The organism is Candidatus Dormiibacterota bacterium (assembly GCA_036495095.1).
Classification (GTDB): Bacteria; Chloroflexota; Dormibacteria; order Aeolococcales; family Aeolococcaceae; genus CF-96.
The window spans coordinates 1-20,806 of the sequence record DASXNK010000083.1; the positions used below are offsets into that span (position 1 = coordinate 1).

The 20,806-nt window shown below is 72.9% G+C and carries 23 protein-coding genes; 9 read left to right on the forward strand and 14 right to left on the reverse strand.

The annotated features are described in order from the left end of the window. The 3 genes from VGL20_08675 to VGL20_08685 all read left to right on the forward strand — a co-directional run. A partial coding sequence (locus VGL20_08675; protein HEY2703750.1) for a hypothetical protein occupies positions 1 to 417 on the forward strand: 417 nt, incomplete at its 5' end. 60 nt (positions 418 to 477) lie between these two features. After that, the gene (locus VGL20_08680) at positions 478 to 648 is read left to right on the forward strand and encodes a hypothetical protein (protein ID HEY2703751.1); all 171 of its coding nucleotides are present in this window, start codon (positions 478 to 480) and stop codon (positions 646 to 648) included. A 28-nt stretch (positions 649 to 676) separates the two neighbouring features. Continuing rightward, complete coding sequence (locus VGL20_08685; protein ID HEY2703752.1) at positions 677 to 976, forward strand: hypothetical protein; 300 nt, start codon at positions 677 to 679, stop codon at positions 974 to 976. Here the strand turns inward: VGL20_08685 and VGL20_08690 are convergent. Beyond that, entirely contained in the window at positions 928 to 1,827 is a 900-nt protein-coding gene (locus VGL20_08690) for a 3-hydroxyacyl-CoA dehydrogenase family protein (GenBank protein ID HEY2703753.1), read from the reverse strand. The genes VGL20_08685 and VGL20_08690 overlap by 49 nt on opposite strands. A gap of 26 nt (positions 1,828 to 1,853) precedes the next feature. Next, entirely contained in the window at positions 1,854 to 2,273 is a 420-nt protein-coding gene (locus VGL20_08695) for an SCP2 sterol-binding domain-containing protein (GenBank protein HEY2703754.1), read from the reverse strand. 217 nt (positions 2,274 to 2,490) lie between these two features. Between VGL20_08695 and VGL20_08700 the strand changes: the two genes are divergently transcribed. Together VGL20_08700 and VGL20_08705 are read left to right on the forward strand one after the other, a co-directional pair. Further along, positions 2,491 to 3,555 (forward strand): peptidoglycan DD-metalloendopeptidase family protein, encoded by a 1,065-nt coding sequence (locus VGL20_08700; protein ID HEY2703755.1) that lies wholly within the window; start codon positions 2,491 to 2,493, stop codon positions 3,553 to 3,555. 40 nt (positions 3,556 to 3,595) lie between these two features. Beyond that, a complete protein-coding gene (locus VGL20_08705; protein ID HEY2703756.1) occupies positions 3,596 to 4,561 on the forward strand; it encodes a hypothetical protein in 966 nt (321 codons plus the stop codon). Between the two features lie 3 nt (positions 4,562 to 4,564). Here the strand turns inward: VGL20_08705 and VGL20_08710 are convergent, their stop codons facing one another. Together VGL20_08710 and VGL20_08715 are read right to left on the reverse strand one after the other, a co-directional pair. After that, positions 4,565 to 6,733 carry a (Fe-S)-binding protein gene (locus VGL20_08710; protein ID HEY2703757.1) on the reverse strand — a complete coding sequence of 723 codons (2,169 nt, stop codon included), beginning with the start codon at positions 6,731 to 6,733 and terminating at the stop codon, positions 4,565 to 4,567. Between the two features lie 51 nt (positions 6,734 to 6,784). Next, positions 6,785 to 7,549 carry an enoyl-CoA hydratase-related protein gene (locus tag VGL20_08715; protein ID HEY2703758.1) on the reverse strand — a complete coding sequence of 255 codons (765 nt, stop codon included), beginning with the start codon at positions 7,547 to 7,549 and terminating at the stop codon, positions 6,785 to 6,787. A 47-nt stretch (positions 7,550 to 7,596) separates the two neighbouring features. On the opposite strand from VGL20_08715, the gene VGL20_08720 reads away from it, so the two are divergent. Continuing rightward, positions 7,597 to 8,226: a hypothetical protein gene (locus VGL20_08720; protein HEY2703759.1), complete on the forward strand. Its 630-nt coding sequence runs from the start codon at positions 7,597 to 7,599 to the stop codon at positions 8,224 to 8,226. A 245-nt stretch (positions 8,227 to 8,471) separates the two neighbouring features. Beyond that, positions 8,472 to 8,615, forward strand: a complete 144-nt coding sequence (locus VGL20_08725; GenBank protein ID HEY2703760.1) for a hypothetical protein — start codon at positions 8,472 to 8,474, stop codon at positions 8,613 to 8,615. 7 nt (positions 8,616 to 8,622) lie between these two features. On the opposite strand, the gene VGL20_08730 is transcribed toward VGL20_08725, so the two are convergent. The 9 genes from VGL20_08730 to VGL20_08770 all read right to left on the reverse strand — a co-directional run bounded on the left by VGL20_08730 (position 8,623) and on the right by VGL20_08770 (position 17,211). After that, entirely contained in the window at positions 8,623 to 8,952 is a 330-nt protein-coding gene (locus VGL20_08730; GenBank protein ID HEY2703761.1) for a cyclic-di-AMP receptor, read from the reverse strand. Positions 8,953 to 8,959: 7 nt separating this feature from the next. Then, positions 8,960 to 9,607: a dTMP kinase gene (tmk, locus tag VGL20_08735; GenBank protein HEY2703762.1), complete on the reverse strand. Its 648-nt coding sequence runs from the start codon at positions 9,605 to 9,607 to the stop codon at positions 8,960 to 8,962. A 154-nt stretch (positions 9,608 to 9,761) separates the two neighbouring features. Beyond that, positions 9,762 to 11,447 (reverse strand): R3H domain-containing nucleic acid-binding protein, encoded by a 1,686-nt coding sequence (locus VGL20_08740; GenBank protein HEY2703763.1) that lies wholly within the window; start codon positions 11,445 to 11,447, stop codon positions 9,762 to 9,764. Then, positions 11,444 to 12,559 carry a GNAT family N-acetyltransferase gene (locus tag VGL20_08745; protein HEY2703764.1) on the reverse strand — a complete coding sequence of 372 codons (1,116 nt, stop codon included), beginning with the start codon at positions 12,557 to 12,559 and terminating at the stop codon, positions 11,444 to 11,446. The genes VGL20_08740 and VGL20_08745 overlap by 4 nt, the downstream gene beginning before the upstream one ends. Before the next feature lie 156 nt (positions 12,560 to 12,715). Continuing rightward, complete coding sequence (gene pdxT / locus VGL20_08750; GenBank protein ID HEY2703765.1) at positions 12,716 to 13,306, reverse strand: pyridoxal 5'-phosphate synthase glutaminase subunit PdxT; 591 nt, start codon at positions 13,304 to 13,306, stop codon at positions 12,716 to 12,718. Between the two features lie 34 nt (positions 13,307 to 13,340). After that, entirely contained in the window at positions 13,341 to 14,543 is a 1,203-nt protein-coding gene (locus VGL20_08755) for a glycosyltransferase 87 family protein (protein HEY2703766.1), read from the reverse strand. Between the two features lie 73 nt (positions 14,544 to 14,616). Continuing rightward, positions 14,617 to 15,540, reverse strand: a complete 924-nt coding sequence (gene pdxS / locus VGL20_08760; GenBank protein ID HEY2703767.1) for a pyridoxal 5'-phosphate synthase lyase subunit PdxS — start codon at positions 15,538 to 15,540, stop codon at positions 14,617 to 14,619. Positions 15,541 to 15,658: 118 nt separating this feature from the next. Continuing rightward, on the reverse strand, positions 15,659 to 15,892 hold the full coding sequence (locus VGL20_08765; GenBank protein HEY2703768.1) for a hypothetical protein: 234 nt from the start codon (positions 15,890 to 15,892) through the stop codon (positions 15,659 to 15,661). A gap of 137 nt (positions 15,893 to 16,029) precedes the next feature. Further along, complete coding sequence (locus VGL20_08770; GenBank protein ID HEY2703769.1) at positions 16,030 to 17,211, reverse strand: hypothetical protein; 1,182 nt, start codon at positions 17,209 to 17,211, stop codon at positions 16,030 to 16,032. A gap of 209 nt (positions 17,212 to 17,420) precedes the next feature. On the opposite strand from VGL20_08770, the gene VGL20_08775 reads away from it, so the two are divergent. Both VGL20_08775 and VGL20_08780 read left to right on the forward strand, forming a co-directional pair. Then, positions 17,421 to 19,181 (forward strand): hypothetical protein, encoded by a 1,761-nt coding sequence (locus VGL20_08775; protein ID HEY2703770.1) that lies wholly within the window; start codon positions 17,421 to 17,423, stop codon positions 19,179 to 19,181. Positions 19,182 to 19,360: 179 nt separating this feature from the next. Further along, positions 19,361 to 20,212 (forward strand): polyprenol monophosphomannose synthase, encoded by an 852-nt coding sequence (locus tag VGL20_08780; protein ID HEY2703771.1) that lies wholly within the window; start codon positions 19,361 to 19,363, stop codon positions 20,210 to 20,212. Positions 20,213 to 20,222: 10 nt separating this feature from the next. On the opposite strand, the gene VGL20_08785 is transcribed toward VGL20_08780, so the two are convergent. After that, entirely contained in the window at positions 20,223 to 20,765 is a 543-nt protein-coding gene (locus VGL20_08785; GenBank protein HEY2703772.1) for an SRPBCC family protein, read from the reverse strand. Positions 20,766 to 20,806: the final 41 nt, after the last annotated feature.

Consider the following 20,806-nt stretch of genomic DNA (forward strand, 5'->3'; position numbering starts at 1 on the left):
GTGCTGGCGCTGGCCCCGACCCTGGCCGCCCTCGCCGCCTGCTGGCTGCTCGGCGACCGCGCCCGCCGCCGCCCCGACCTGCTCGAGCCCGCGCTCGCCGGGGCCACCGCGCTCTCGCTCCTCGCCGCCCCCCACCTGCTCATCCACGACCTCGTGCTCCTGGCGCCGGCGCTGGTGTGGACCGTGGCCTGGGCCTCCGGGCTCCCCGGCACCGAGCGGAGGCTGGTGGTGTGCGGCTGGCTGCTGCTCAACCTCGCCGTCCTCCTCGACTGGGGAAAGGGCGATCCCGGCCTCCCCGGCCGCCTGGTCCCCCTGGTGCTGATCGCCGCCGGGGTTGCCGCCGCCCGGGCCTGCGGGGTGGGCCTCCGCCTCCCCCGCCGCGCCGCCGCCGTGGCCAGCCCCTCCCCCGGAGGCTGACCGCCTCTCCGACACGGGGGCTTCACGGCGGCGGTCCCTCCGGGCAGACTCCTCCCGAGCATGACCGCCCAGGGTTACCTGTTCGACCAGGGCTGGACGCTCGAGCGCTCCCGCCTCGCCGGTCTCGAGGCGGCGCTCGACGCCGGCACCCGCCACCACCTCACCGAGGCGGAGCTCGAGGAGGCGCTCGCGCCGCTCACCGACCCGCGATCCGCCGTGCTATGCCGATGACCGTCGCCGCCTGGGGCCACCGGCCGGCATGAGCATCGGGATCCTTCCGCTCTGCCCCTTCAGCCGGTCGCGGATCGATCCCACGAGGTGCCCCGGCTACCAGCCGCGGCCGCTGTCGACGGCGCCGCTGTGGCCCGCCACCGCCGAGCTGCTGCCCGCCGAGGCCTGCGACCACCTCCGCAGCGAGCAGCGGGCCCGCGGCTACGTGCCCACCTGCGGCCGCGCCTCGGGGCTGCCGCTCACCGAGGCCGCCTTCAGCGAGCTGCGCCGGGCGGCGCGTCAGTCGACGCCGGGCACCGGCAACGGCGTGGGCGGGTCGGTCGAGTAGTCGTAGAAGCCACGCCCGCTCTTGCGGCCGCGACGGCCCTCGGCGATGAGCTGGGCGAGGACGTCGACGGTGGCCAGGTCGCCGGGGGCGCCGGAGCTCTGGTAGCGGTCGCGGCGGACGTCGTGGACGGTGTCGAGCCCGCTGAAGTCGGCGAGCTGGAAGGGCCCCATCCGCCAGTTCAGGCCCAGCCGCGCCGCGACGTCGATGTCGGCGGGGGTGGCGACGCCGCCGGCGAGGAGGGTGAAGGCCTCGCGCGACGCCGCCCCGAGGATGCGGTTGACGACGAAGCCGTCGATCTCCTTCTCGATCAGCACCGGGGCCCGGCCCATCCGGCGGCTCCACTCCACCGCGCGGCGGGCGGTGCTCTCGGCGGTGTGCGGTCCGCGCACCACCTCGCACACGTCCATCACCAGCACCGGGTGGAAGAAGTGCATGTTGCAGCAGAGCTCGGGACGGCCGGTCGCGTCGGCCAGCCGGGAGCTCACGATGTTGCTGGAGTTGGTGGCGATGCCGGCATGGGGGGGAAGGTGGCGATCGAGCTCGGAGAAGGCGGCGCGCTTGGGCTCGAGCTGCTCGAGCACGGCCTCGATCGCCCAGTCGCACCGCCCCGCGGCGGCGGGGAGGTCGTCGGTCGCGGTGACCCGCGCCAGCGCCGCCTCGGCGTCGGCTGCCTCCATCCGGCCCCGGGCGACGCGGCTCTCGAGCAGCCGGCGGTTCTGCTCGACGGCGCGGCCGAGCTGGTCGGTGGAGATGTCGACGAGGTCGACCTCAACCCCGCACAGCGCCGCCTGCTGGGCGATCTGCGATCCCATGGTGCCCGCCCCGAGCACCAGCAGCCTCTCGTCGGACACGGCTCCCGGCCTCCCTGTGGACGGTCCTACACGACCGAGAACAACCGGGTGACCCGGTTGAGCGTCGCCAGGTGGCGGATACCCTGGATGCGCAGCCTCCCCGTGGCCATCGCCTGGAGCACCGCGCGACCCGCGGGGTCGACATAGTTGGGCAGTCCCATGGCGCCGATGCGCACCTGGCTGAGCCCCATCAGCGTCGCCGAGTCGGTGCGCAGCCGCAGCCGCGGCTTCCCCACCGCGCCCTCGAGGACGGTGCAGGTGTCGCCCTCGAAGCTCAGCGTCACCGCCGAGCCGAGGTCGGTGATGTCGAACACCACCGAGGCGTTGACGGTGCGGAAGTCGCGGTACTTCTCGGGATGGCGCTCGACGTTCTGGGCGAGCAGGGTGCCGAGCATGTTCGCCAGCCCGCTCGCCTCGTCGCCGGACGCCAGCACCACCTCAGGCATGGGCGACAGCAGCCATCGCGCACACGTCCTCCTGCCACCCGCCGTCGACCCCCACGCTCGCGCGCGTGGGGCCGCCGAAGTGTAATGTAGGCGCCGCCCGATCGGTCAACTTCGCCAACGTTCTCACCGGCCGCAAGGGTTGGAGGGTTTCGCCGTCCTACCTGGTGGCATGCCCCCAGCTCTCCGCCTCCGCCGTCCTCGCGCGGGCAGGCTCCTCATGGCCCTCGGGGCCACGGGCGCAGCCGTCGCCGGGATCCTCGCCGTCACCACGGCGGGCGCCAGTCCGCCCGCGACCCGCACCGGCCGGCATGCGCAGGCGACGCCGTCCGCCGCCCAGCAGCTCACCGCGGCGGGGGGCGCCAACGCCCACGTCCTGAGCCTGCGTCCCCGGCTCGCCGACGGCTCGGTGCTCGGCCAGGTGCGGCTGCCCCGGATCGCCGCGCCGGTGAACCTGATCGAGGGCCTCGGCGAGAACCCCGACGAGGTCGGCCACGACGCCCGCACCGGCTACCCCGGAGAGCCGCGCTCGATGCTGCTGGTCGGCGGCGGCGCGCTGCTGGTGCCGACCCCCGCGGTCGGCGACAGCATCCACGTCGACACCTCGTACGGCGGCTTCCAGTACCAGGTGAGCTCGGTGCACCCCACCACCCCGGGCGCCGACCTCGGCCCCGACGCCCCCGACCTCCGGTTCGTGTACCACAGCGGCGGCGGCCTCGCGGTGATCGTCGCCGACCTCGTCCCCGGCGATCCCAACAGCGCCGCGGAGCTCGCCCAGGAGATCGCGGTCACCCGGGCGGAGCGCACCGCGGAGGCCGAGGCGGTCGCCTCCGGGGGCACCGTCCAGCTCGCCCCCGGCCACCTCTACCCGCCGGTCACCGGGCCGATCACCCAGCTCTTCGGCCCGGTCGACTACTCGTTCGAGTTCCCCTTCACCTACCAGGGGGTCTACTACCCCCACTTCCACACCGGCCTCGACCTCGGGGTGGGCACGGGCACGGCGGTCCGCGCCGCGAGCGCGGGCACGGTGGTGCTGGCCACCACCAACACCGGGCCCGACGGCAAGCCGGTGGGCTTCGGCACCTATGTGCTCATCTACCACGGCGGCAACCTCTTCACCCTCTACGGCCACCTCTCCCAGCTCGGGGTCACCGCCGGCCAGAGGGTCGCCACCGGCCAGGTCATCGGCCTCAGCGGCAGCACCGGCAACAGCACCGGGCCCCACCTCCACTTCGAGGTGCGCCAGGGACAGATGCCGGTCGACCCCCTGCCCCTGATCCGCTGACGCGTCGGCGCAGACAGCCTGGTCCCTACAATCCGGCGGCGTGTTCGTCGCCGGCCTCCGCACCATCGACCGTGTCCGCGGCGGCGGCTGGCTCGACTGCCCCAACTGCCACGAGCACGCCGCCCAGGACGTGGTCGACGAGATGCGCTTCCTCGGGCTCCTGGCCTACCGGCTCACCCCGGTGGGCCGCCGCCGCGTCCTGGTCTGCCGGCGCTGCCAGTTCCGGCGGCCGGCGACCCCGGAGGAGATGGGCCGGCTCAGCACCGGTGGCGGCCGCCTCCAGCGCGCCTGGCTGGTGCCGATCGGGCTGCTGCCCTTCGCCGTCGTGGGCGCCGTCGCGCTCGTCCTCGCCACCCGCCACCCGGCGGGCATCGAGGACACGCTGACGTTCACGACCGACACCGCCCAGCCGGTGGCGCCGATCAGCCTGCGGCGGCCGCTGTCCTGGAACGCCTCCCCGAACACCGACGGCATCCCGCCCGACTACACCGTCAGCGACCCCACCCAGCGGATGGTCGTCCGGCTGCGCCGGATCACCGACAGCGGCAGCCTCGCCCAGCTGCTCACCCAGCACTACACCGACGACAACGGCATCAACGACACCGGCGTGCCCGAGAGCCTGCCCGCGGCCACCGCGCTGCAGATCGCCGGTGTCCCGGCCGCGAAGGTCAGCTTCTCGTACACCAGCACCGGCGAGCCGGCGCACACCACCTTCATCGCCCTCTTCCACGACGGCATCGGCTACACCCTCACCTACATCGCGAAGGGGACGGCGCAGTTCACCACCCTCGACCAGCTGGCCGACACCGTGGACCGGAGCATCAGCTTCACCGGCACCGAGACCCCGGCGCCCTGTCCCAGCGCCAGCCCCTCGGCGAGCCCGAGCCCGGCGGCGACGGCCACCCCGGGCGGGTCGCCGTCCCCGACGCTGCCCGCGGTGGCGAGGTCGCCGCAGCCCTGCACCGGCGGGCTGAGCTCGGCGACCCCGTCCGCCAGCCCGCACTGAGCCTCAGGCCTCCTCGACCGCCGCCACCGCGTCCCTGGTCGGCTCCTCCGGCCGGGCGAGCGCCGCGGCCACGTAGACGGAGATGTCGTCGACCTGGAGGCGGTCGCCGAGCGACTCCGAGGAGATCCCCTCGTCGAACATCGCCAGGCAGAAGGGGCAGGCGGTGGCGACCCGGCTCGCCTTGGTCTCGACCGCCTGCTCCACCCGGCGGTGGTTGACCCGGGGCTGCCCCTCCTCCATCCACATCCGCCCGCCGCCGGCGCCGCAGCACATCCCCTCGCTGCGGCTGCGCGCCATCTCCACCAGCTTCAGCCCGGGGATCTTCTCGAGGATGTCCCGGGGCGGGGCGAAGATGTCGTTCCAGCGGCCCAGGTAGCAGGAGTCGTGGTAGGTCACGGTCTCGTCCAGCGGATGGGTCAGGGTGATCCGCCCGGACTCGAGCAGGTCGCGGATGAGCTGGCTGTGGTGGATGACCTGGTAGTGGCCGCCGAAGTTCGGGTACTCGTTGGTGAAGGTGTTGAAGCAGTGGGGGCAGGGGGCGATGACCTTCTTCACCCCGTACCTGGTCAGGGTCTCGACGTTCTCCCTGGCCCGCTCCTGGAAGAGGTACTCGTTGCCGATCCGGCGGGCCGGGTCGCCGGTGCAGCGCTCCTCGGTGCCGAGGATTGCGAAGTCGACGCCGGCTGCCTGGAGGATCTTCACCAGCGCGGTGCCGATGGTCTTGGCGCGGTCGTCGAAGGAGGCGGCGCAGCCCACCCAGTAGAGGTACTCGGCGTCGGGTTTGTCCTTGACGAAGCTGACGCCCAGCGACTTCGCCCAGTCCGCACGGGTCTGCTGGGACAGGCCGTAGGGGTTGGCCTGGTTCTCGATGCCGCGCAGCGCCTGCTCGGCCTGCTTGGGCATGCGCGACTCCTCGAGGACGAGGTGGCGGCGCATGTCGAGGATCTTGGGCACGTGCTCGATGAGCACCGGGCACTGGTCCATGCAGGCTCCGCAGGTGGTGCAGGACCAGAGGGTCTCGTCGAGGATGGTGCCGCCGATCAGCGGCCGCTCCTCGCCGCCGGCCCTCGTCACCGCCGCGGCCACCTGGTCGGGGCTGAGCCAGGATGGCTGGAAGTGCCCGGGCAGGGCGCCCTCGCCGCGGCCGTCCTCCTCGGTCACCCACATCCCGCCCTCGATCTGGTGGGCGCGGTGGGTGGTGGCGGCATAGCCCCCGGCGAGCTTCTCGTAGGCGTGGTCGCGCAGGTCGGTGATCAGCGTCTTCGGCGACAGCGGCTTGCCGGTGTTGAAGGCGGGACAGTGGGTCTGGCAGCGGCCGCACTCGGTGCAGGTGTAGAGGTCGAGCACGTCCTTCCAGGAGAAATGCTCGAGCTTGCTGGCGCCGAAGTGCTCGATGTCCGGGGCCTCGAAGTCGGGGGTGGGCAGGCCGCCCTTGGGTCCGAGGTTGAGGAAGAACACGTTCGGGGTCGAGGTGATGATGTGGAGGTGCTTGCTGAAACCGAGGTAGACGAGGAAGCCGAGCACCAGCGTCAGGTGGGCCCAGAAGAAGACGCCGTGGAGCACCTCGAGGCTCCGGCTGCCCGACCCGAGCGGGTCGAAGAGCCGCGACAGCGCCGACGCGAACGGCCGCCAGGCGGCGACCGCCTCCGGGGGACTGCCCTCGGCGATCTTGGTGGCGTAGTCGAGCTGCATCGCGGTGAGCAGCGTCCCGATCCAGACCAGGATGAGCACCGCGTCACGGGTGTGGCTGCCGCGGAAGCGGATCGGGCGGACGATCAGCCGGTTGATCAGCGCCATCACCACCCCGGTCAGAGCCAGGGTGCAGAAGAGGTCCTGGAGGAAGGCGATCGCCCCCGAGCCGGGCACGTCGTCGAAGTGGAAGCCCAGCCAGAGCGCCTCGACCATCGCCTGGACGATGGCGGTGAGCAGCACCACGAAGCCCCAGAAGATGAGCGCGTGCATGATCCCGGCGTAGGGCCAGCGGAGCAGCCGCGCCTGGGCGAGGACGTAGACGCCGACGGCCTTGAGCCGCCTGCCGATGTGGTCGAGGCGCGGGTCGGGGCGCTGCGCCGAGCGCATCAGCCCGACCAGCTTCCGCCACCGGATCGTGCTGAGGTAGACGGCGGCGCCGAGCAGCAGGACGAGTGCGAGTGGACTCAGGACGGCCGTCACCGCGGCAACCTCCGGCGTGATGGAATCGGCGGGATTATAGGAATCCGGCCCTCAGCGACCGGTCCAGGTGGGCTGCCGCTTCTCGAGGAACGCGCCCACCCCCTCGCGGGCGTCGGCGGTCTCGAAGAGCGCCGCGAACTCGCGCCGTTCGACCTCCAGGGCGTCGGCGATGGGCAGGGGCATGCCCTCCAGCACGGCGCGCTTGGTGGCGGCCACCGCCAACGGCGCCTTGCCGGCGAGCTTCTCCGCGAGCGCCAGCGCGGTGGGGATCAGCTCGGTGCCGTCGACAACCTGGGAGACCAGGCCGATGGAGAGCGCGGTCTCGGCGTCGACCGGGTCGCCGGAGAGCAGCAGCGGCATCGCCCGGCCCTGCCCGATCACCCGGACCAGCCGCTGGGTGCCGCCCCAGCCGGGGATGATCCCGAGGTTGATCTCGGGCTGTCCCAGGCGGGCGGTGCGGGCGGCGATGCGGATGTCGCAGGCGAGGGCGATCTCGCAGCCACCGCCGAGGGCGATGCCGTTGACGGCGGCGATGCTGACCAGCGGCGAGCGCTCGATCTCCAGGGTGAGCTGCTGGCCGCCCTCCGCCACCGAGCCGCCGGCGCTGGGGAACTCGCTGACGTCGGCCCCGGCGGCGAAGAACCGGCCGCCCGCGCCGGTGATCACCATCGCCCGCACCCCGCCGTCGCCGGAGGCGGAGGCGACGGCGCCGCGGAGGCCCTCGATCACCGCCCGGCCGATCGCGTTGGCCGGCGGGTGGTCGATGGTGATGAGGGCCACCCTGCCCTCGATCTGGACCGAGACCGGATCGGACACCTCACATCTCCCGTGGATCGGTGGTTCGGTGCCGTAGCCTAGAGACCGTGACCACGCCCGCGCCCTCGCCGGCGATCCCGGCCCCGCTGCCGCCGCTCCCCGACCCGATCGACCCCGCGGCGCTGCGCGAGCTCGACGAGGCCACTCTCGAGGCCGCCGCCGCCGCGCTCACCGCCGCCGAGCGTGCCACCCAGCAGGCGATGGCGCCCTACGAGCGCCAGCTCCGCGAGCTGCGGGCGCGGCGGGCCGAGCTCGGCACCGAGCTCCGCCGTCGCGAGCGCGCCCAGCGCCACGCCCAGCGCATCGAGGTGCGCCGCCAGGCGGGCAGCGGCGAGATGCCCACCCTGGCCGACGCGCTCGCCGCCGCCGAGGCGTCGCTGCCCGCCGACCGGCCGCTGCGGGAGGTGCGCGCCTTCCTCACCAGCGGCGGCGAGGTCGGCTTCGGCTACCCCAACAAGCCCGGATTCATCGGCTTCACCGACGGCCGCCGCAGCGCCCAGGCGGGCACCTACGGCGAGGCGAGGCGGCTCTGGGGCGAGGGCTGGGAGCCGGGTGCACCGGGGGTGCCGGGGGTGCGGGTCCACCTCGTCGGGACCCGGATCGAGAAGGTGGTGGCCCCCGACGGGGTCGTGGTCGCGACCGGCGAGAGTGGCACCGAGGCGGCGCCGGAGTCGTGAGAACCGTGCCCTCTACCTCCAATTGCAGGCGATTAAGGCCAAAAGCGTAATACCGCGCCGGTCCCGGTTGTCAGACTGTTCAGGTGCCCGTTCCCTCGGGCAGGCGGACATGGTCGCAGGAGGTCGGCGTGGGCGTGGGCCCCTCCGCTCAGGACGGTATCCGGGGATCCGGGGAGACCGTCGACGGCTTCCGTCGATGCCTGCGCCCGAGCCAGTGCCCGTACGCCCAGGCGGGCCCGCTTCCGGTGGCCGCGCCCGAGGTCTGGGGGGCCACGCTCGCGGAGCTGCTCCCCGGTGATCCCGACCTCGCCTGGGAGATCGCCGACCTGCTGATCGCCGAGGGCGTGCTCGTCGACGACGAGTTCACCGAGGCCGACCTGCTGCTCTAGGTCGAGGTCAGAGCTTCTCGAAGCGCTCGACGTCGACCACGAAGACGGTGGCGCCGCCGACCTCGACCTCGACCGGGAAGGGCACGAAGAACTCGGCCGGTTCGGCGAGCGGCGAGACCGGGTTCATGTACTCGCTGCGCTGCCGGGCGTGGCGGCGGAGCAGCTCGACGACCTCGTCGACCCGGGGGTCGTCGACCCCGGTGATCAGGGTGGCGTTGCCCTTCTGGAGGAAGCCCCCGGAGGTGGTGAAGCGGGTGCAGACGAAGCCGGCGTCGCTGAGCGCGTCGCTGCAGGGACCGGCGTCGTCGGAGTGGATGACGGCGATGACCAGCTTCACGGGGTGCTCAGGCGGAGGGACGGCCGGTCGGCGCCAGTCCGCCGACCTCGGCGAGCCGCTCGGCGGCGACCGCCCAGATACGCTGCGAGACCACCACCGCAGGGCGCTCGGCGTCGACCACCACGATGCGCTCCGGCTCGGCCTCGGCGAGCTCGCGGAAGGTGCGGTGGACGGCGGCGTGGAACGCCTCGGGCGAGAGCTCCATGCGGTCGAGGGGCAGCTGGCCGGCCCGGCGCCGGCTCTCGGCGGCGGCTGGGGGGAGGTCGAGCAGGAGGGTCAGATCCGGCCAGACGTCACCGCAGGCGGCGCGATGGAGGGCCCGCAGCGACCGGGGGTCGAGCCCGCGGCCGCCGCCCTGGTAGGCGAGCGTGGAGTCGACGTAGCGGTCGGCGATGACCACGTTGCCCCGCATCAGCGCGGGCAGCACGGTCTCGGCGAGCAGCTGGGCCCGGGCGGAGACGAAGAGGAGCGCCTCTGCCCAGGGGTCGAGGGGCGCCGCGACCGGCCGCAGCAGCAGGCGGCGGATCAGCTCACCGACCGCGGTCTCGCCGGGCTCGCGGACGGTGAGCACCTCGTGCCCGTCGCTGCGCAGCGCCCCCGCGAGGGCGGCGACCTGGGTGCTCTTGCCGGCGCCGTCCACCCCCTCGAAGGAGATGAAGAACCCCGGCCAGTCGCTGTCCCGCGTGGGGACTCCCCCCGCACCCTCCTGTCCCCGCGGGGGGAGGAGTCTCCCCGTGCCCTCCTTCTCCGGGGGGATACCCCCCGCACCCCCCTGTTCGGGTCTGTCCCCCTCGGACTCCACGCCGGCCCTAGACCTCGTCGCCGGGGCCGAGGATGCGCAGACGCCGGTTGGGCTCGCTGCCGGTGCTCCGGGCGGTGAGCTCGTGCTGCTCGACGAGCTTGTGCTGGAGCCGGCGGACGTAGGCGTTCTGGGGCGCCAGCTCCACCGTCTGGTGGGTCTGGAGCACCCGGTTGATCGCCTCGGTGGCCTCCTGGAGGGCGACCTCGGTGGGATCGCCCACGTCGACCCCGTAGACCCGGGCGAGCGCGCCCTTGATCTGGGCGACGGTGTTGCTCCGGAGCACCTGGATGGGGATCCCGGTCGACTCGGCGGCACGCACCGGCGAGTCCTTGCGGCGGTAGTAGTTCTTCAGGGTGAGCACGGTGTCGGCGTCGTCGACGTGGTGCTGGATCCGCACCGGCAGGCGCAGCTCGCGCACCGCCTGCTCCAGGTAGGTTCTGGACACCCCGTACGGGAAGACCGACAGCGTCTGGTTGGGCCGGGGACCGCGGACCGCCAGCAGCTCGCGCTCGCGGCCCTCGTGGGCGAGGGCGAAGGGGTCGGCCTCGAGGGTGCGCAGCGAGCGCCGCGGCCGCAGGAAGGCCTCCTGCTCGCGGTCACGATCGCGGTCCCGGCGGCTCCGGCCGCCGCCGAAGGGCGCCGGCGCCGTCTCGGGGAAGACCCCGGGGACCGGGGCGGCGGTGTCGATCCGGCTGACGATCTGACCGCTCTCGCCGCGCAGCCGCAGCTCGGCGGGCTTGGCCCGGCCGCGGAGCGCCTCGTCGACGGTCTCGTCGAGGGGCATGTGGACGACCACCTTGTCGCGCTCGCGGATCTCCACCAGCACGTCGAAGGTGGGCGGCGCCTTGCGCTCGAGGACGCTCTTCTGGGTGCCGCGGCGGCGCGCCTCCTCGTCGCTGAGGGTCACCGTCTGGATGCCGCCGAGGAGGTCGTTCAGGGTGGGGTTGACGAGCAGGTTGTCGAGGCTCGAGCCGTGGGCGGTGCCCACCAGCTGGACCCCCCGCTCGGCGATGGTGCGCGCCGCCACCGCCTCCAGCTCGGTGCCGATCTCGTCGATCACGATGACCTGGGGCATGTGGTTCTCCACCGCCTCGATCATCACCGCGTGCTGCATCGCCGGGGTGGCCACCTGCATCCGCCGGGCGCGGCCGATGCCGGGATGGGGGATGTCGCCGTCACCGGCGATCTCGTTCGAGGTGTCGACGATGACCACCCGCTTGCCGCACTCGTCGCTGAGCACACGGGCGCACTCGCGGAGCATCGTGGTCTTGCCGATGCCGGGCGCCCCGAGGAGCAGGATCGACCGGCCGCCGACGACGATGTCCTTGATGATGTCGATGGTGCCGGTGACCGCCCGGCCGACCCGGCAGGTGAGACCCACGATCTCCCGGGAGCGGTTGCGGATCGCGCTGATGCGGTGCAGGGTGCGCTCGATCCCGGCCCGGTTGTCGTCACCGAAGGCGCCAACCCGGTTGACCACATACTCGAGATCCTCGCGGGTCACCTGGACGCGGTCGAGAACGATCTCGCCGGCGTCGAAGCGAGCCTCGGGCTCCCGGCCGAGGTCGAGCACGATCTCGAGCAGCTCACCGCGGGTGTCGGGGAGCTGACGAGCGGCCTCGGCGATGCGGGGCGGGAGGGCGTCGAAGAGCTGCTGCAGCTCCTCGTTCCAGGCTGGGCCGTAGGGCGTCATGCGAGCGATGATGGCGAACTCCTCGGCTGTGGGGCGTTGGTGAGGACGCGGAGCGGTACTCGGGACATTCCACCGGCACTGTGGACCATGCCCGCGGGGACCAGGACGGGCTTGCTCTCGCGCCGAGCGCGAGCGGGGACACGCATCTTGATGGCGAGGTCGCGGACCAGCAGGAGCTGGGTTCCGTAGATCGCGAATCCGCGGCGCTGCAGGCTGCGGATCAGCTCGGAGTCGTAGTGGCGCAGGGCGCACGACACCGGGCCGGGCGGCACCTGGGCGAGCGCGGCGTCGACGAAGTCCTCGCGGAGGCCGGGGTCGCTGCCGTCGCAGAGCAGGGCGATCAGCGAGGGGCGCACCGGGGTGGCCGCGCGCACCCCCACCCAGGCCTCGATGCCGAGCCGCTCGACGACCATGTGGCGGACGTCGTCGCGGCCGATGCGGGCCATCCATCCCTGCTGGAAGGAGGCCTGCCAGGCCTTGAGCGACGGTCCCTCGACGTTGGCGACGTGCGAGGGGGTGGTGCGGAGGTAGAGGAGGTGGATGCCGCCGCGATCGTCGCCTCGCGCCGGTCGCAGCAGCCCGGCCGCCCGCCCGGCGAGCGCCGGCGGCGAGGCCGCGGGGTCGTCGCGGTAGAGGATCTGCTCGGTGGCGTACTGGGAGAAGCCCTCCTCGAGGAAGAGCCCGACCACGGGATGGTGGAGCGGCAGCCGCACCGAGAAGCGGGTCACGCCGTGCTGCATCCCCTGGTTGACCAGGTGGGTGAGCAGCCGCTCGCCGGCCTCGTGGATGCGGCCCTCGGCGACCGCGCAGAGGTTGATGACGTGCCACGCCTTGGGCTGGCCCGGCACCCCGTTGGCCTGGATGAAGCCGACGATCTCGCCATCGTCGTCCTCGACGACGAGGAGGGTCGCGGAGGGCTCGGCGGTGGGCACCAGCGAGGACAGGGTCCGGCTCACCGCATGCCAGAGCCGCAGCAGGGTGGCGTGGGGCACCGGGCTGTCACCGGGCGAGAGCGGCGGCGCGGCGGACGCGTCGTGCTCGCCGGCGGAGGACCGGCGGTAGATCTCCTCGACCCGGTCGAGGTCGCGAAAGCTGGCGCTGCGGACGTTCATGGACACGGCGCCATCCGGAGGCGGCCCGACGAGCCCCGGCCGCCGGCGACGTGAAAGACCGCCAGGGGGGCGGCACGAGGGGCGACGTCAGGCAACCTGGCGCAGTTCAGCCTCTTTCCGGCGGGAGCCTGCGGGCCCGGATGTCACGTACAGAGTCTACCGCGATGGCGGCGAAACGGCATGCAGACGTTCGATGAAAAGTCGGTGGAAGCGGTTGTCACCGCTGATCTCCGGGTGGAAGGCGAGGGCGAGGTGCGGCCCGAGCTCGAGGGCGACCGGCCGGCCCTCGTGCTCGGCGAGAACCCTGCCCCCCTCCCCCACCCGCTCCACCGTGGGGGCACGGATGAAGACGCCGGGAAACGGCGGCTCGCCCAGCTCGGCCACCTCCAGCGCCGCCTCGAAGGAGTCGACCTGGCGGCCGTAGCCGTTGCGGCGCACGTCGAGATCGAGGACCCCGAGGGCGAGCTGGTCGGGGCGCCCGTCGAGGATGCGGCGGCTGAGCAGGATCATCCCGGCGCAGGTGGCCAGGCAGGGCAGCCCGTGCTCGAGCCGCCGGCGCAGCGGCTCCTCCAGCCCGAAGGCGCGGATCAGCCGGCTGAGCGTGGTCGACTCGCCGCCGGGGATGGCCAGGGCGTCGACCGCGTCGAGCTCGGCGGCGGTGCGGACGCCGGTGGTCCGCGCCCCGGATGCCTCCAGCGCCGCCCGGTGCTCGCGGACGTCTCCCTGCAGGGCCAGCACGCCGACCATGGGACCCGCGGGCTGGGAGGGACGGGAGGAGTCCTCAGGCACTCCCGACGAGTGTACCCGGGGCGCCCCGGACCGCCCCCACGTGGACGCGAGGGCGGCGGAGGGCGGCGGCGACGGCGCCGCCCACCACGACCAGGGCCAGAGCGTGGGTGGCCGCACCGGGGGAGGCCGCCTCGAGCAGGTCGGCGACGAGGACCGCGGCCGAGGCCGCGATCGCCGCCTCGGGACGGCGCCGGGCGAGCAGGACGACGAGCGGGGCGAGCAGCATCAGGTCGGTCGCGAAGGCGTGGGGCGCGGCCAGCAGCGAGAGCGCCAGGCCGGTCGCGACCGCCAGGGCCGGGTCGGCCCGCAGCCGGGAGCGCAGCCGCCAGAGGAGGGTGACGGCGCCGAGGCCGCAGATCACCGCGACCGGGAAGGCGACACCGGTGTGCCCGGTGAGCTGGACGATCAGCCCGGGCACACCCACGGTCTTCCCGCTGTCGCCGACGTCCATGCTGACGTTGGAGCGGTACCACTCCCCCACGCCCCCGGCACCGACGATGGCGAGGGTCGAGGCCACCCAGACCCCGGCACCGAGGAGGAGCCCGACCAGGATCCGGCGGTGACCGGCGACGAGCAGGGCCGGGACCAGCAACCACGCCAGCTGCGGTTTGACGAGGAGGAGGGAGAGCACCGCCCCGGCGGCGAGGCGGTCGCCGCGACCGAGGAGCACCACCGCCGCGGCGGCGGCGAGGACGAGGAGCGGGTCCCACTGGATGTAGGTGAAGGCCGCCAGCCCGGGCGCGACGGTCACCGCGCACGCGGCGATCAGCACCCGCCGCGCCGGCGGCAGCGAGGGGAGCAGGCGGCTCAGCAGCAGCGCCGCCACCACAACGGCGAGGAGCGACACCGTGAGGAAGAGCGCCGCGCCGGTGCTCAGCGGCAGGGCGGCGACCGGCCGCAGGAGCTCGGCCGCCAGGGGTGGGTTCGCGTACGGGATCACCCCGTTGTCGGGCGGGTGGCCGAGCAGCCCGATCTCCGCCCGCGCCTCGGTGGGAAGGCAGTAGACGCACCGCGAGCCGGCGTTCAGGACGCGCCCGGCGGTGGCGAAGGCGACGTAGTCGGTGTGCTCGACGAAACGCCAGCCGCGCACCGCCTGGGCGACCGCGTCAGCGCCGCCGAGCACCGCCAGCGCCATGCCGGCGCGCCACCAGCCACGGCTGCCGATCGCTGCCCCGCCCCTCTCCACAGTGGTCACCCGGGCAGTCTAGGCAGGGTGCGGCGGGCCTACGGGCCAGACGATCCACCCGTCACCCCGACGCGACAGGACCTCACCAGCCGCGGGCGGCGAGCAGCTCCCCGCGCGGCAGGGTGGCGACGTCGAGGCCGCGCATCGCCCGTCCGAGCCCCGCGCTCACCTCCGCGATCACCTCCGGCCGGTCGTGATACGTGGTCGCGGCGACGATCGCCCTGGCGTAGCCGAGGGGCTCCTCGCTCTTGAAGATGCCGCTGCCGACGAAGTTGCCCTCGGCCCCGAGCTGCATCATCAGGGCGGCGTCGGCGGGGGTGGCGATGCCCCCCGCGGAGAAGTTGACGACCGGGAGCTTCCCGGTGCGGGCGATCTCGGCGACGAGCTCGTACGGAGCCTGGAGCCGCTTGGCCTCGGCCATCAGCTCGTCGGAGCGCAGCGCCCCCAGCCTGCGGATGCCGGACTGGAGCGCGCGCATGTGGCGCACCGCCTCGACCACGTTGCCGGTGCCCGCCTCACCCTTGGTGCGGATCATCGCCGCCCCCTCGCCGATGCGCCGCAGCGCCTCGCCGAGGTCGCGCGCACCGCAGACGAAGGGGACGGTGAAGCCCCACTTGTCGATGTGGTGCTCCTCGTCGGCGGGGGTGAGCACCTCGGACTCGTCGACGTAGTCGACGCCGAGCGCCTCCAGCACCCTGGCCTCGACGAAGTGGCCGATCCGCGCCTTGGCCATGACCGGGATCGTGACCGCGGCGATGATGTCCCTGATCAGGGTCACGTCGCTCATCCGGGCGACGCCGCCGTCGCGGCGGATGTCGGAGGGCACCCGCTCCAGCGCCATCACCGCGACCGCGCCCGCCTCCTCGGCGATCCTCGCCTGCTCGGCGTCGACGACGTCCATGATCACGCCGCCCTTCAGCATCTCGGCGAGGCCCCGCTTGACGCGGAGGCCGCCGGTGGTGGAGGCGGTCGGGGGCGTCGAGGCCCCGTTCTCGGTGCTGCTCATCGCGCTGGCTCCCATGGCTGGCAGGCCCATCCCCCCCGACTCATGAACGGGGGCGGACGGTCCTCGGGCCATTGTAGGCGGGGTGCCTCGGACGACCGGTCGGCCCGCTGGAGCGGACTCAGCCTCCGGTGGCGACGTGGAGCCCGTTGGAGATGTTGCTGTAGAGGGCGGTGGTGCTGTGGCCCAGCACCTGGACCGCGACCAGCACCGCCATCGCCATGAGGATGAGGATGAGGGCGTACTCGACCATGCCCTGACCGCGCTCCCCCTCCCTCGCCGCCGTCGCCCCGAGGGACGGCGGGGTCGCCGCACCGGTGTCGGGGATGGGCTCTGCGACGGTCGGATCGGTCATGGCCCGATCGTATGGGCGTCGAACCGGCGCCGCTCGCCGGCCGCTGAAACGTCGCCCCGCCTTCACGGTTCGTTGCACGGTCGCCGGGCGTTCACCACCGCACACCGGTTGGTGGCGCCGGGCACCGGACGCCGGGATCAGCCGGCCCAGAAGCCCCGCACGAAGCGATCGAGCATCCAGAGGTTCACCGCGATGCCGCCGGCGATCGCCACCCCGGTGGTGAGCATCCAGGTCCTCGCCCCGCGGCGGCCGAGCAGCTCCAGGAGCCCCAGCCAGAAGGGCAGCAGGGTGACCAGGTAGCGCGACTGGGTGCCGACCCCGCCGGCCAGGAAGCAGGCGGCCATCACCGCCGCGGCGTACGGCGCGGCGGCTCCCAGGCGGCGGCGGAACACCACGAGGGCGGCCGCGGCGAGGTAGAGATCCCAGTATCCGAAGGTGATCACCGACTGCCAGATCGCCCCCGGCTGGCTCTGCGTGAGCACCCAGCGCACGCCGTCGCCGAGCCCCAGCGTGCGCACGCTGGTCCACCCGGCCTGTGCATGCACGAACGCGAACGGGTCGCCCGCGGCCAGCCTGTCCACCACCATGACGAGGCCCACCGCGAGCCCCGCCGCGATCACCGAGGGAACCATCGAGCGCCATCCGCTCCCGCGTCGATGGAGGACCACGACGACGAGTACGAGCAGGAGGGCGCCCGGAGGCCGGTCGAGCGTCGCCAGGAGGACCCCCACCGGGACCAGTGCGGTGCGCCGCCGGTCGGCGAGCGCCCACACCGTCAGCGCGGTGGCCAGCAGGAGCAGCGGCTCCGAGTAGAAGGTGGCGTAGAAGAACGCCGACGGCAGCGACAGCACCACCGCGACGGCGACGAGGCGCCGGCCGCGAGACCACGAGGCGAGGGTTCGGTCGATGAGCATGGCCGCGCCGATGACCGCCGCGCCGTTGACGGCGAGGCCCGAGGCCGGCACGGAGAGCAGCGGGATCACCCCGTGCAGCGCCGCGGCGAGACCCGGAAGCAGCGGGAAGAAGGCGTAGAGCTGGTAGCGGCCGGCCACGGGCACGTACCCATGGCCGGTGATGGTCGCGTAGAAGTAGCCGTCGAATCGCATCAGCGGCTGGAGTGACGTGCCGCCCGGGTAGATCGGAGTGGCCGGGTTCTGGGCTCCGTGCGGCAGCAGCAGCGCGGCGCCGACCCACAGTGCGAGGAAGGCGGCGGCCACAGCGGCGGCGGGCAGGGCGTCGAGGAGCGACGGCAGCCATCCGGCGGTCCGGCCGGTCACCCGGACCCGCCGGGACGCGGTCACCTCGAGCGACGACATCATGTCCGGCGACCGTAGTCGAGTCTCGTGGTCCGGGAATTGACATGGCGGTCACAGCCGAGCCGCGTCATCCACCTGTGACCCATCCGTGCCACGCGCACGCAGGCACCGCCTCAGGTCCCTGACGCGTCGGCAACCGTGGTCGGCCCGCGACGTCGACGTCACCGGGCCATGCCGGTGAGCGCGAGCCGCCGCCTCGATAATGCGGCGACATGGCTCGACTTCACCTGCCGGCGGAGATCCGGCGGCCGGCGATCTCGACGCCCGCCGCGCCGGAGCCGTCGACCGATCACGACGATGCGGACGGCGATTCCAGGGCCTTCACCCTCGACCTCGCCCAGGCGGTCCGAATCTCCGTCGGCATCCTGTGGATGGCCTGGGCGCTCGCCTGGCTCGGCCTTCAGGGGAAGGTGGCCTACGCACCCTGGCTCAACGGCGCCGCGCTGCTGATCGGCCTGGTCGTGATCGGAGTCGCAGCCCGGCCTCACACTCCGGAGTTCTGGCGCAGGCACGACCGTGTCGTCTTCGCCGCCGCTCTCATGTTCGTCGGACTGTATCTCGCGGCGTCGTCGACCGCCCACATGTACGAGACCGACGAGGTCACCATCGGCCAGGTCTCCGCGACCGCCCTGATCAACGGCCACAATCCATACGGCCGCGACATGACGTCGGAGATCAACTCCTTCAACCTGCCGCCGACGGTGGCGACGCCGACCCTCGATGGCCGCAACGTGGCCACGGCGACCTATCCGGCTCTCAGCTTCCTCGCCTATGTCCCCCTCGGCCTGCTGCTCGGGACCCGCACGTCGTACGCCCTGCTCACCGACGGACTCTTCTACCTCGGCTTCCTGGTCGTGCTCTGGCGGCTGGCGCCGACCAATGTCCGACCGCTGATCACCGTGATCGCGCTGAGCCCCTTCTTCGCCGCCTTCGTGGACTCCGGTGTCACCGATGTCGTCTACCTGCCGTTCATCCTGCTGGCGCTCTACCGCTGGGACCGGTACGGCGTGCGGACCGAGCTCAGCTGGGCACGATGGATGGGCCCGGTGGCGCTCGGGCTGGCCTGTGCGGTGAAGCCCACTCCCTGGCTGATGGCGCCGCTGCTCGTCACCGGGATCGCCATCGAGGCGCACCGCCGCGGCCCCGGCTGGTGGCGGTCGCCGCTGCGCTACGGTCTGACCGCCGGCGCCGTCTTCACCGCCATCGATCTCCCGTTCATCCTCGCCAGCCCCGCCTCCTGGTTCCGGGGCGCGTTCCTGCCGATTGTCGAGCCGCTCGTCCCCCTGGGGCACGGCATCGTCGCCCTCTCCACCAGCCTGGGGATCGGCGGCGGGCAGCTGCGGTGGTTGACGGTGGCCAGCCTGGTCGCGATCGTCGCCAGCATCGCAGCCTTCGTGGGATGGCACGAGCATGCGAAGCGGATGCTGCCACTTCTCGCCATGGTCCCCCTCCTGGTGGCGACGCGCTCGCTGATGAGCTATTTCCTGTATGTCCCGATCCTGCTGATCATCTCGGTCGGGACCAACCGTGACGGGGCTCTCTGGGCACTCGGACGAGCGGGCGCGATGACCCGACGCGCGGCACGGGTGGTGGCCGTCGGGGCCGCCGTTGCGGTGACCGGGTGCGTCGCCGGATTCGTCGTCGCGCAGGCGCCGATGCAGCTCCGGCTGGTCGCGCAGCTGCACGGTGTCGCCGGGGACGGCCGGGACACGACCACACTCGTGGTCACGGCGACGAACCGGACCGGCAGGCCGATCCGGCCGTACTTCACCCTGAGCACCGGCCAGACGACCAACGTCGGGTTCGGAGCGGTGTCCGGGCCGGCCGAGCTCCCGGCGCACGCGACGGCGACATACAGGATCCAACCCGTCAGCAGGAACGCGTTGCTGGGGAAGGGCGACGTCTATGTCATCGAGGGGTTCAGCGCCAGTCCGGCCTCGATCAGCACGTCCCCGCAATACGTCGCGACGTGACCTCGCACAGCTGGTGAGGATGTGGTGACGAGGGTGTGATCACTGGTCCGACCCGAGGCCGCACCGCGTAGATTCGACTGCAGTCACCGGCACTGACGGCGGGCTGCTTCGGACCCGCGCTTCGTGCGCAACTCGGGGGAACCATGGTCAGGACGGACGTCGCCATCGGGCGGACACTGGTGGTGGTTCCCACGTACAACGAGATCGGCAATCTGCCGGCCATCGTCACCGGCATCCTGGCGCAGGGCGAGAGCTACCACGTCCTGATCGTCGACGACAACTCTCCGGATGGCACCGGTGTGCTCGCCCGTCAGATGGCGGTGGCCCACCCCCGGGTGTCGGTGATGCACCGCACCGCAAAGGAGGGTCTCGGACCGGCATACGTCGCCGGGCTGCTGCACGGCCTCAGCCTCGGCTACGGCCGTCTGGTGACCATGGACGCCGACCTCTCGCACAACCCCGCGGATCTGCCGCGCCTGGTCGCCGCCGTCGAAGCCGGTGCGGACGTCGCCTGCGGCTCGCGCTGGGCATCGGGCGGCGGCACCGCCGGATGGCCGCTGCACCGCCGCCTCCTCAGCCGCAGCGGCTCGCTGTACGCACGAACGGTGCTCGGGCTGCGCATCCGCGACGTGACCGGCGGGTTCAAGTGCTTCCAGCGCAGCGCGCTCGCCGCCGTGGATCTCGCCGGCATGCGCACCACCGGCTACGCCTTCAACGTGGAGCTCAACTACCGGGCGGTCCGGCGGGGCATGACGGTTGTCGAGGTGCCGATCGTCTTCACCGAGCGTGTGGTCGGCGAGAGCAAGATGAGTGCCGGCATCGTGCTCGAGGCCCTGCGCAAGGTCCCGGCCCTTCGGTTCGGCTCCGGTGGTCTCGCCGCCCGGCCGGCCCGGACGCGGCACGCCGGCATCGCGGACAGCCCGTCGTGGAACGGCGGAGGCCTCGGCGAGTGGCAGCCGGCAGGGCCGCCCAACGAGCACGCGCCGCTGCCGCCGTCCGCTCCGGCGCGGGTGCCCTCTCCGGCCGCCTGACCGGTGGCCCTCAGCCGCCCTTGGCGGCTCTCTCCGTCTGCGCCTTCAGCTGCCTGACCGACGTCTCCAGGGTCCCCTTCAGCACCGGCTCCACCGCCTTGGCCATCATCTTCCCGGCGATGCCACCGGGGAGGTCGTACTCGACGGTGAAGGTCGCCTCGGTGCCGTTCCCCGTCTCCGTGAACGACCAGGAGCCGTCCTGCCGGAAGCCCTTCTTCGTCGTCCAGCCGATCGCCCTGTTCTCCACCCAGGTGTCGATCTCGACCTCGCCGTCGATGTTCAGGGGGCCGGCCTTCATGGCGAGGGAGAAGCGCGAGCCCTTGCCGTGGGTCTTGCTGCCCACCGGCTCCCACTTGGTGAGGTCCTTCATGTACTTGGTCGTGTTGCGATAGTCGTCGACGTACCCGAACACCGTCGAGACGGGAGCCTTGATGCTCTCCGTCACGGAGATGCGGCCCATGTCGCCCTCCACACTTCCCCCGGCCTCGCGGCGCCGCCGCCGGGCGAACGCGAGGGTAGCGCGTCGGTCCCGGCCTCGGCCAGCGCGCGTCATCGCGGTCACGGGGTGGTCACCATCGCCTGGCGCGACGGTTC

Excerpts from the sequence above, each read along its gene's own strand:
- VGL20_08680 (HEY2703751.1), top strand. The coding sequence starts at position 478 with ATGACCGCCCAGGGTTACCTGTTCGACCAGGGCTGGACGCTCGAGCGC.
- VGL20_08685 (HEY2703752.1), top strand. The coding sequence starts at position 677 with ATGAGCATCGGGATCCTTCCGCTCTGCCCCTTCAGCCGGTCGCGGATC.
- VGL20_08695 (HEY2703754.1), bottom strand. The coding sequence starts at position 2,273 with ATGCCTGAGGTGGTGCTGGCGTCCGGCGACGAGGCGAGCGGGCTGGCG.
- VGL20_08700 (HEY2703755.1), top strand. The coding sequence starts at position 2,491 with ATGGCCCTCGGGGCCACGGGCGCAGCCGTCGCCGGGATCCTCGCCGTC.
- VGL20_08740 (HEY2703763.1), bottom strand. The coding sequence starts at position 11,447 with ATGACGCCCTACGGCCCAGCCTGGAACGAGGAGCTGCAGCAGCTCTTC.
- VGL20_08745 (HEY2703764.1), bottom strand. The coding sequence starts at position 12,559 with ATGAACGTCCGCAGCGCCAGCTTTCGCGACCTCGACCGGGTCGAGGAG.
- pdxT (HEY2703765.1), bottom strand. The coding sequence starts at position 13,306 with ATGGTCGGCGTGCTGGCCCTGCAGGGAGACGTCCGCGAGCACCGGGCG.
- pdxS (HEY2703767.1), bottom strand. The coding sequence starts at position 15,540 with ATGAGCAGCACCGAGAACGGGGCCTCGACGCCCCCGACCGCCTCCACC.
- VGL20_08765 (HEY2703768.1), bottom strand. The coding sequence starts at position 15,892 with ATGACCGATCCGACCGTCGCAGAGCCCATCCCCGACACCGGTGCGGCG.
- VGL20_08770 (HEY2703769.1), bottom strand. The coding sequence starts at position 17,211 with ATGATGTCGTCGCTCGAGGTGACCGCGTCCCGGCGGGTCCGGGTGACC.
- VGL20_08775 (HEY2703770.1), top strand. The coding sequence starts at position 17,421 with ATGGCTCGACTTCACCTGCCGGCGGAGATCCGGCGGCCGGCGATCTCG.
- VGL20_08785 (HEY2703772.1), bottom strand. The coding sequence starts at position 20,765 with ATGACGCGCGCTGGCCGAGGCCGGGACCGACGCGCTACCCTCGCGTTC.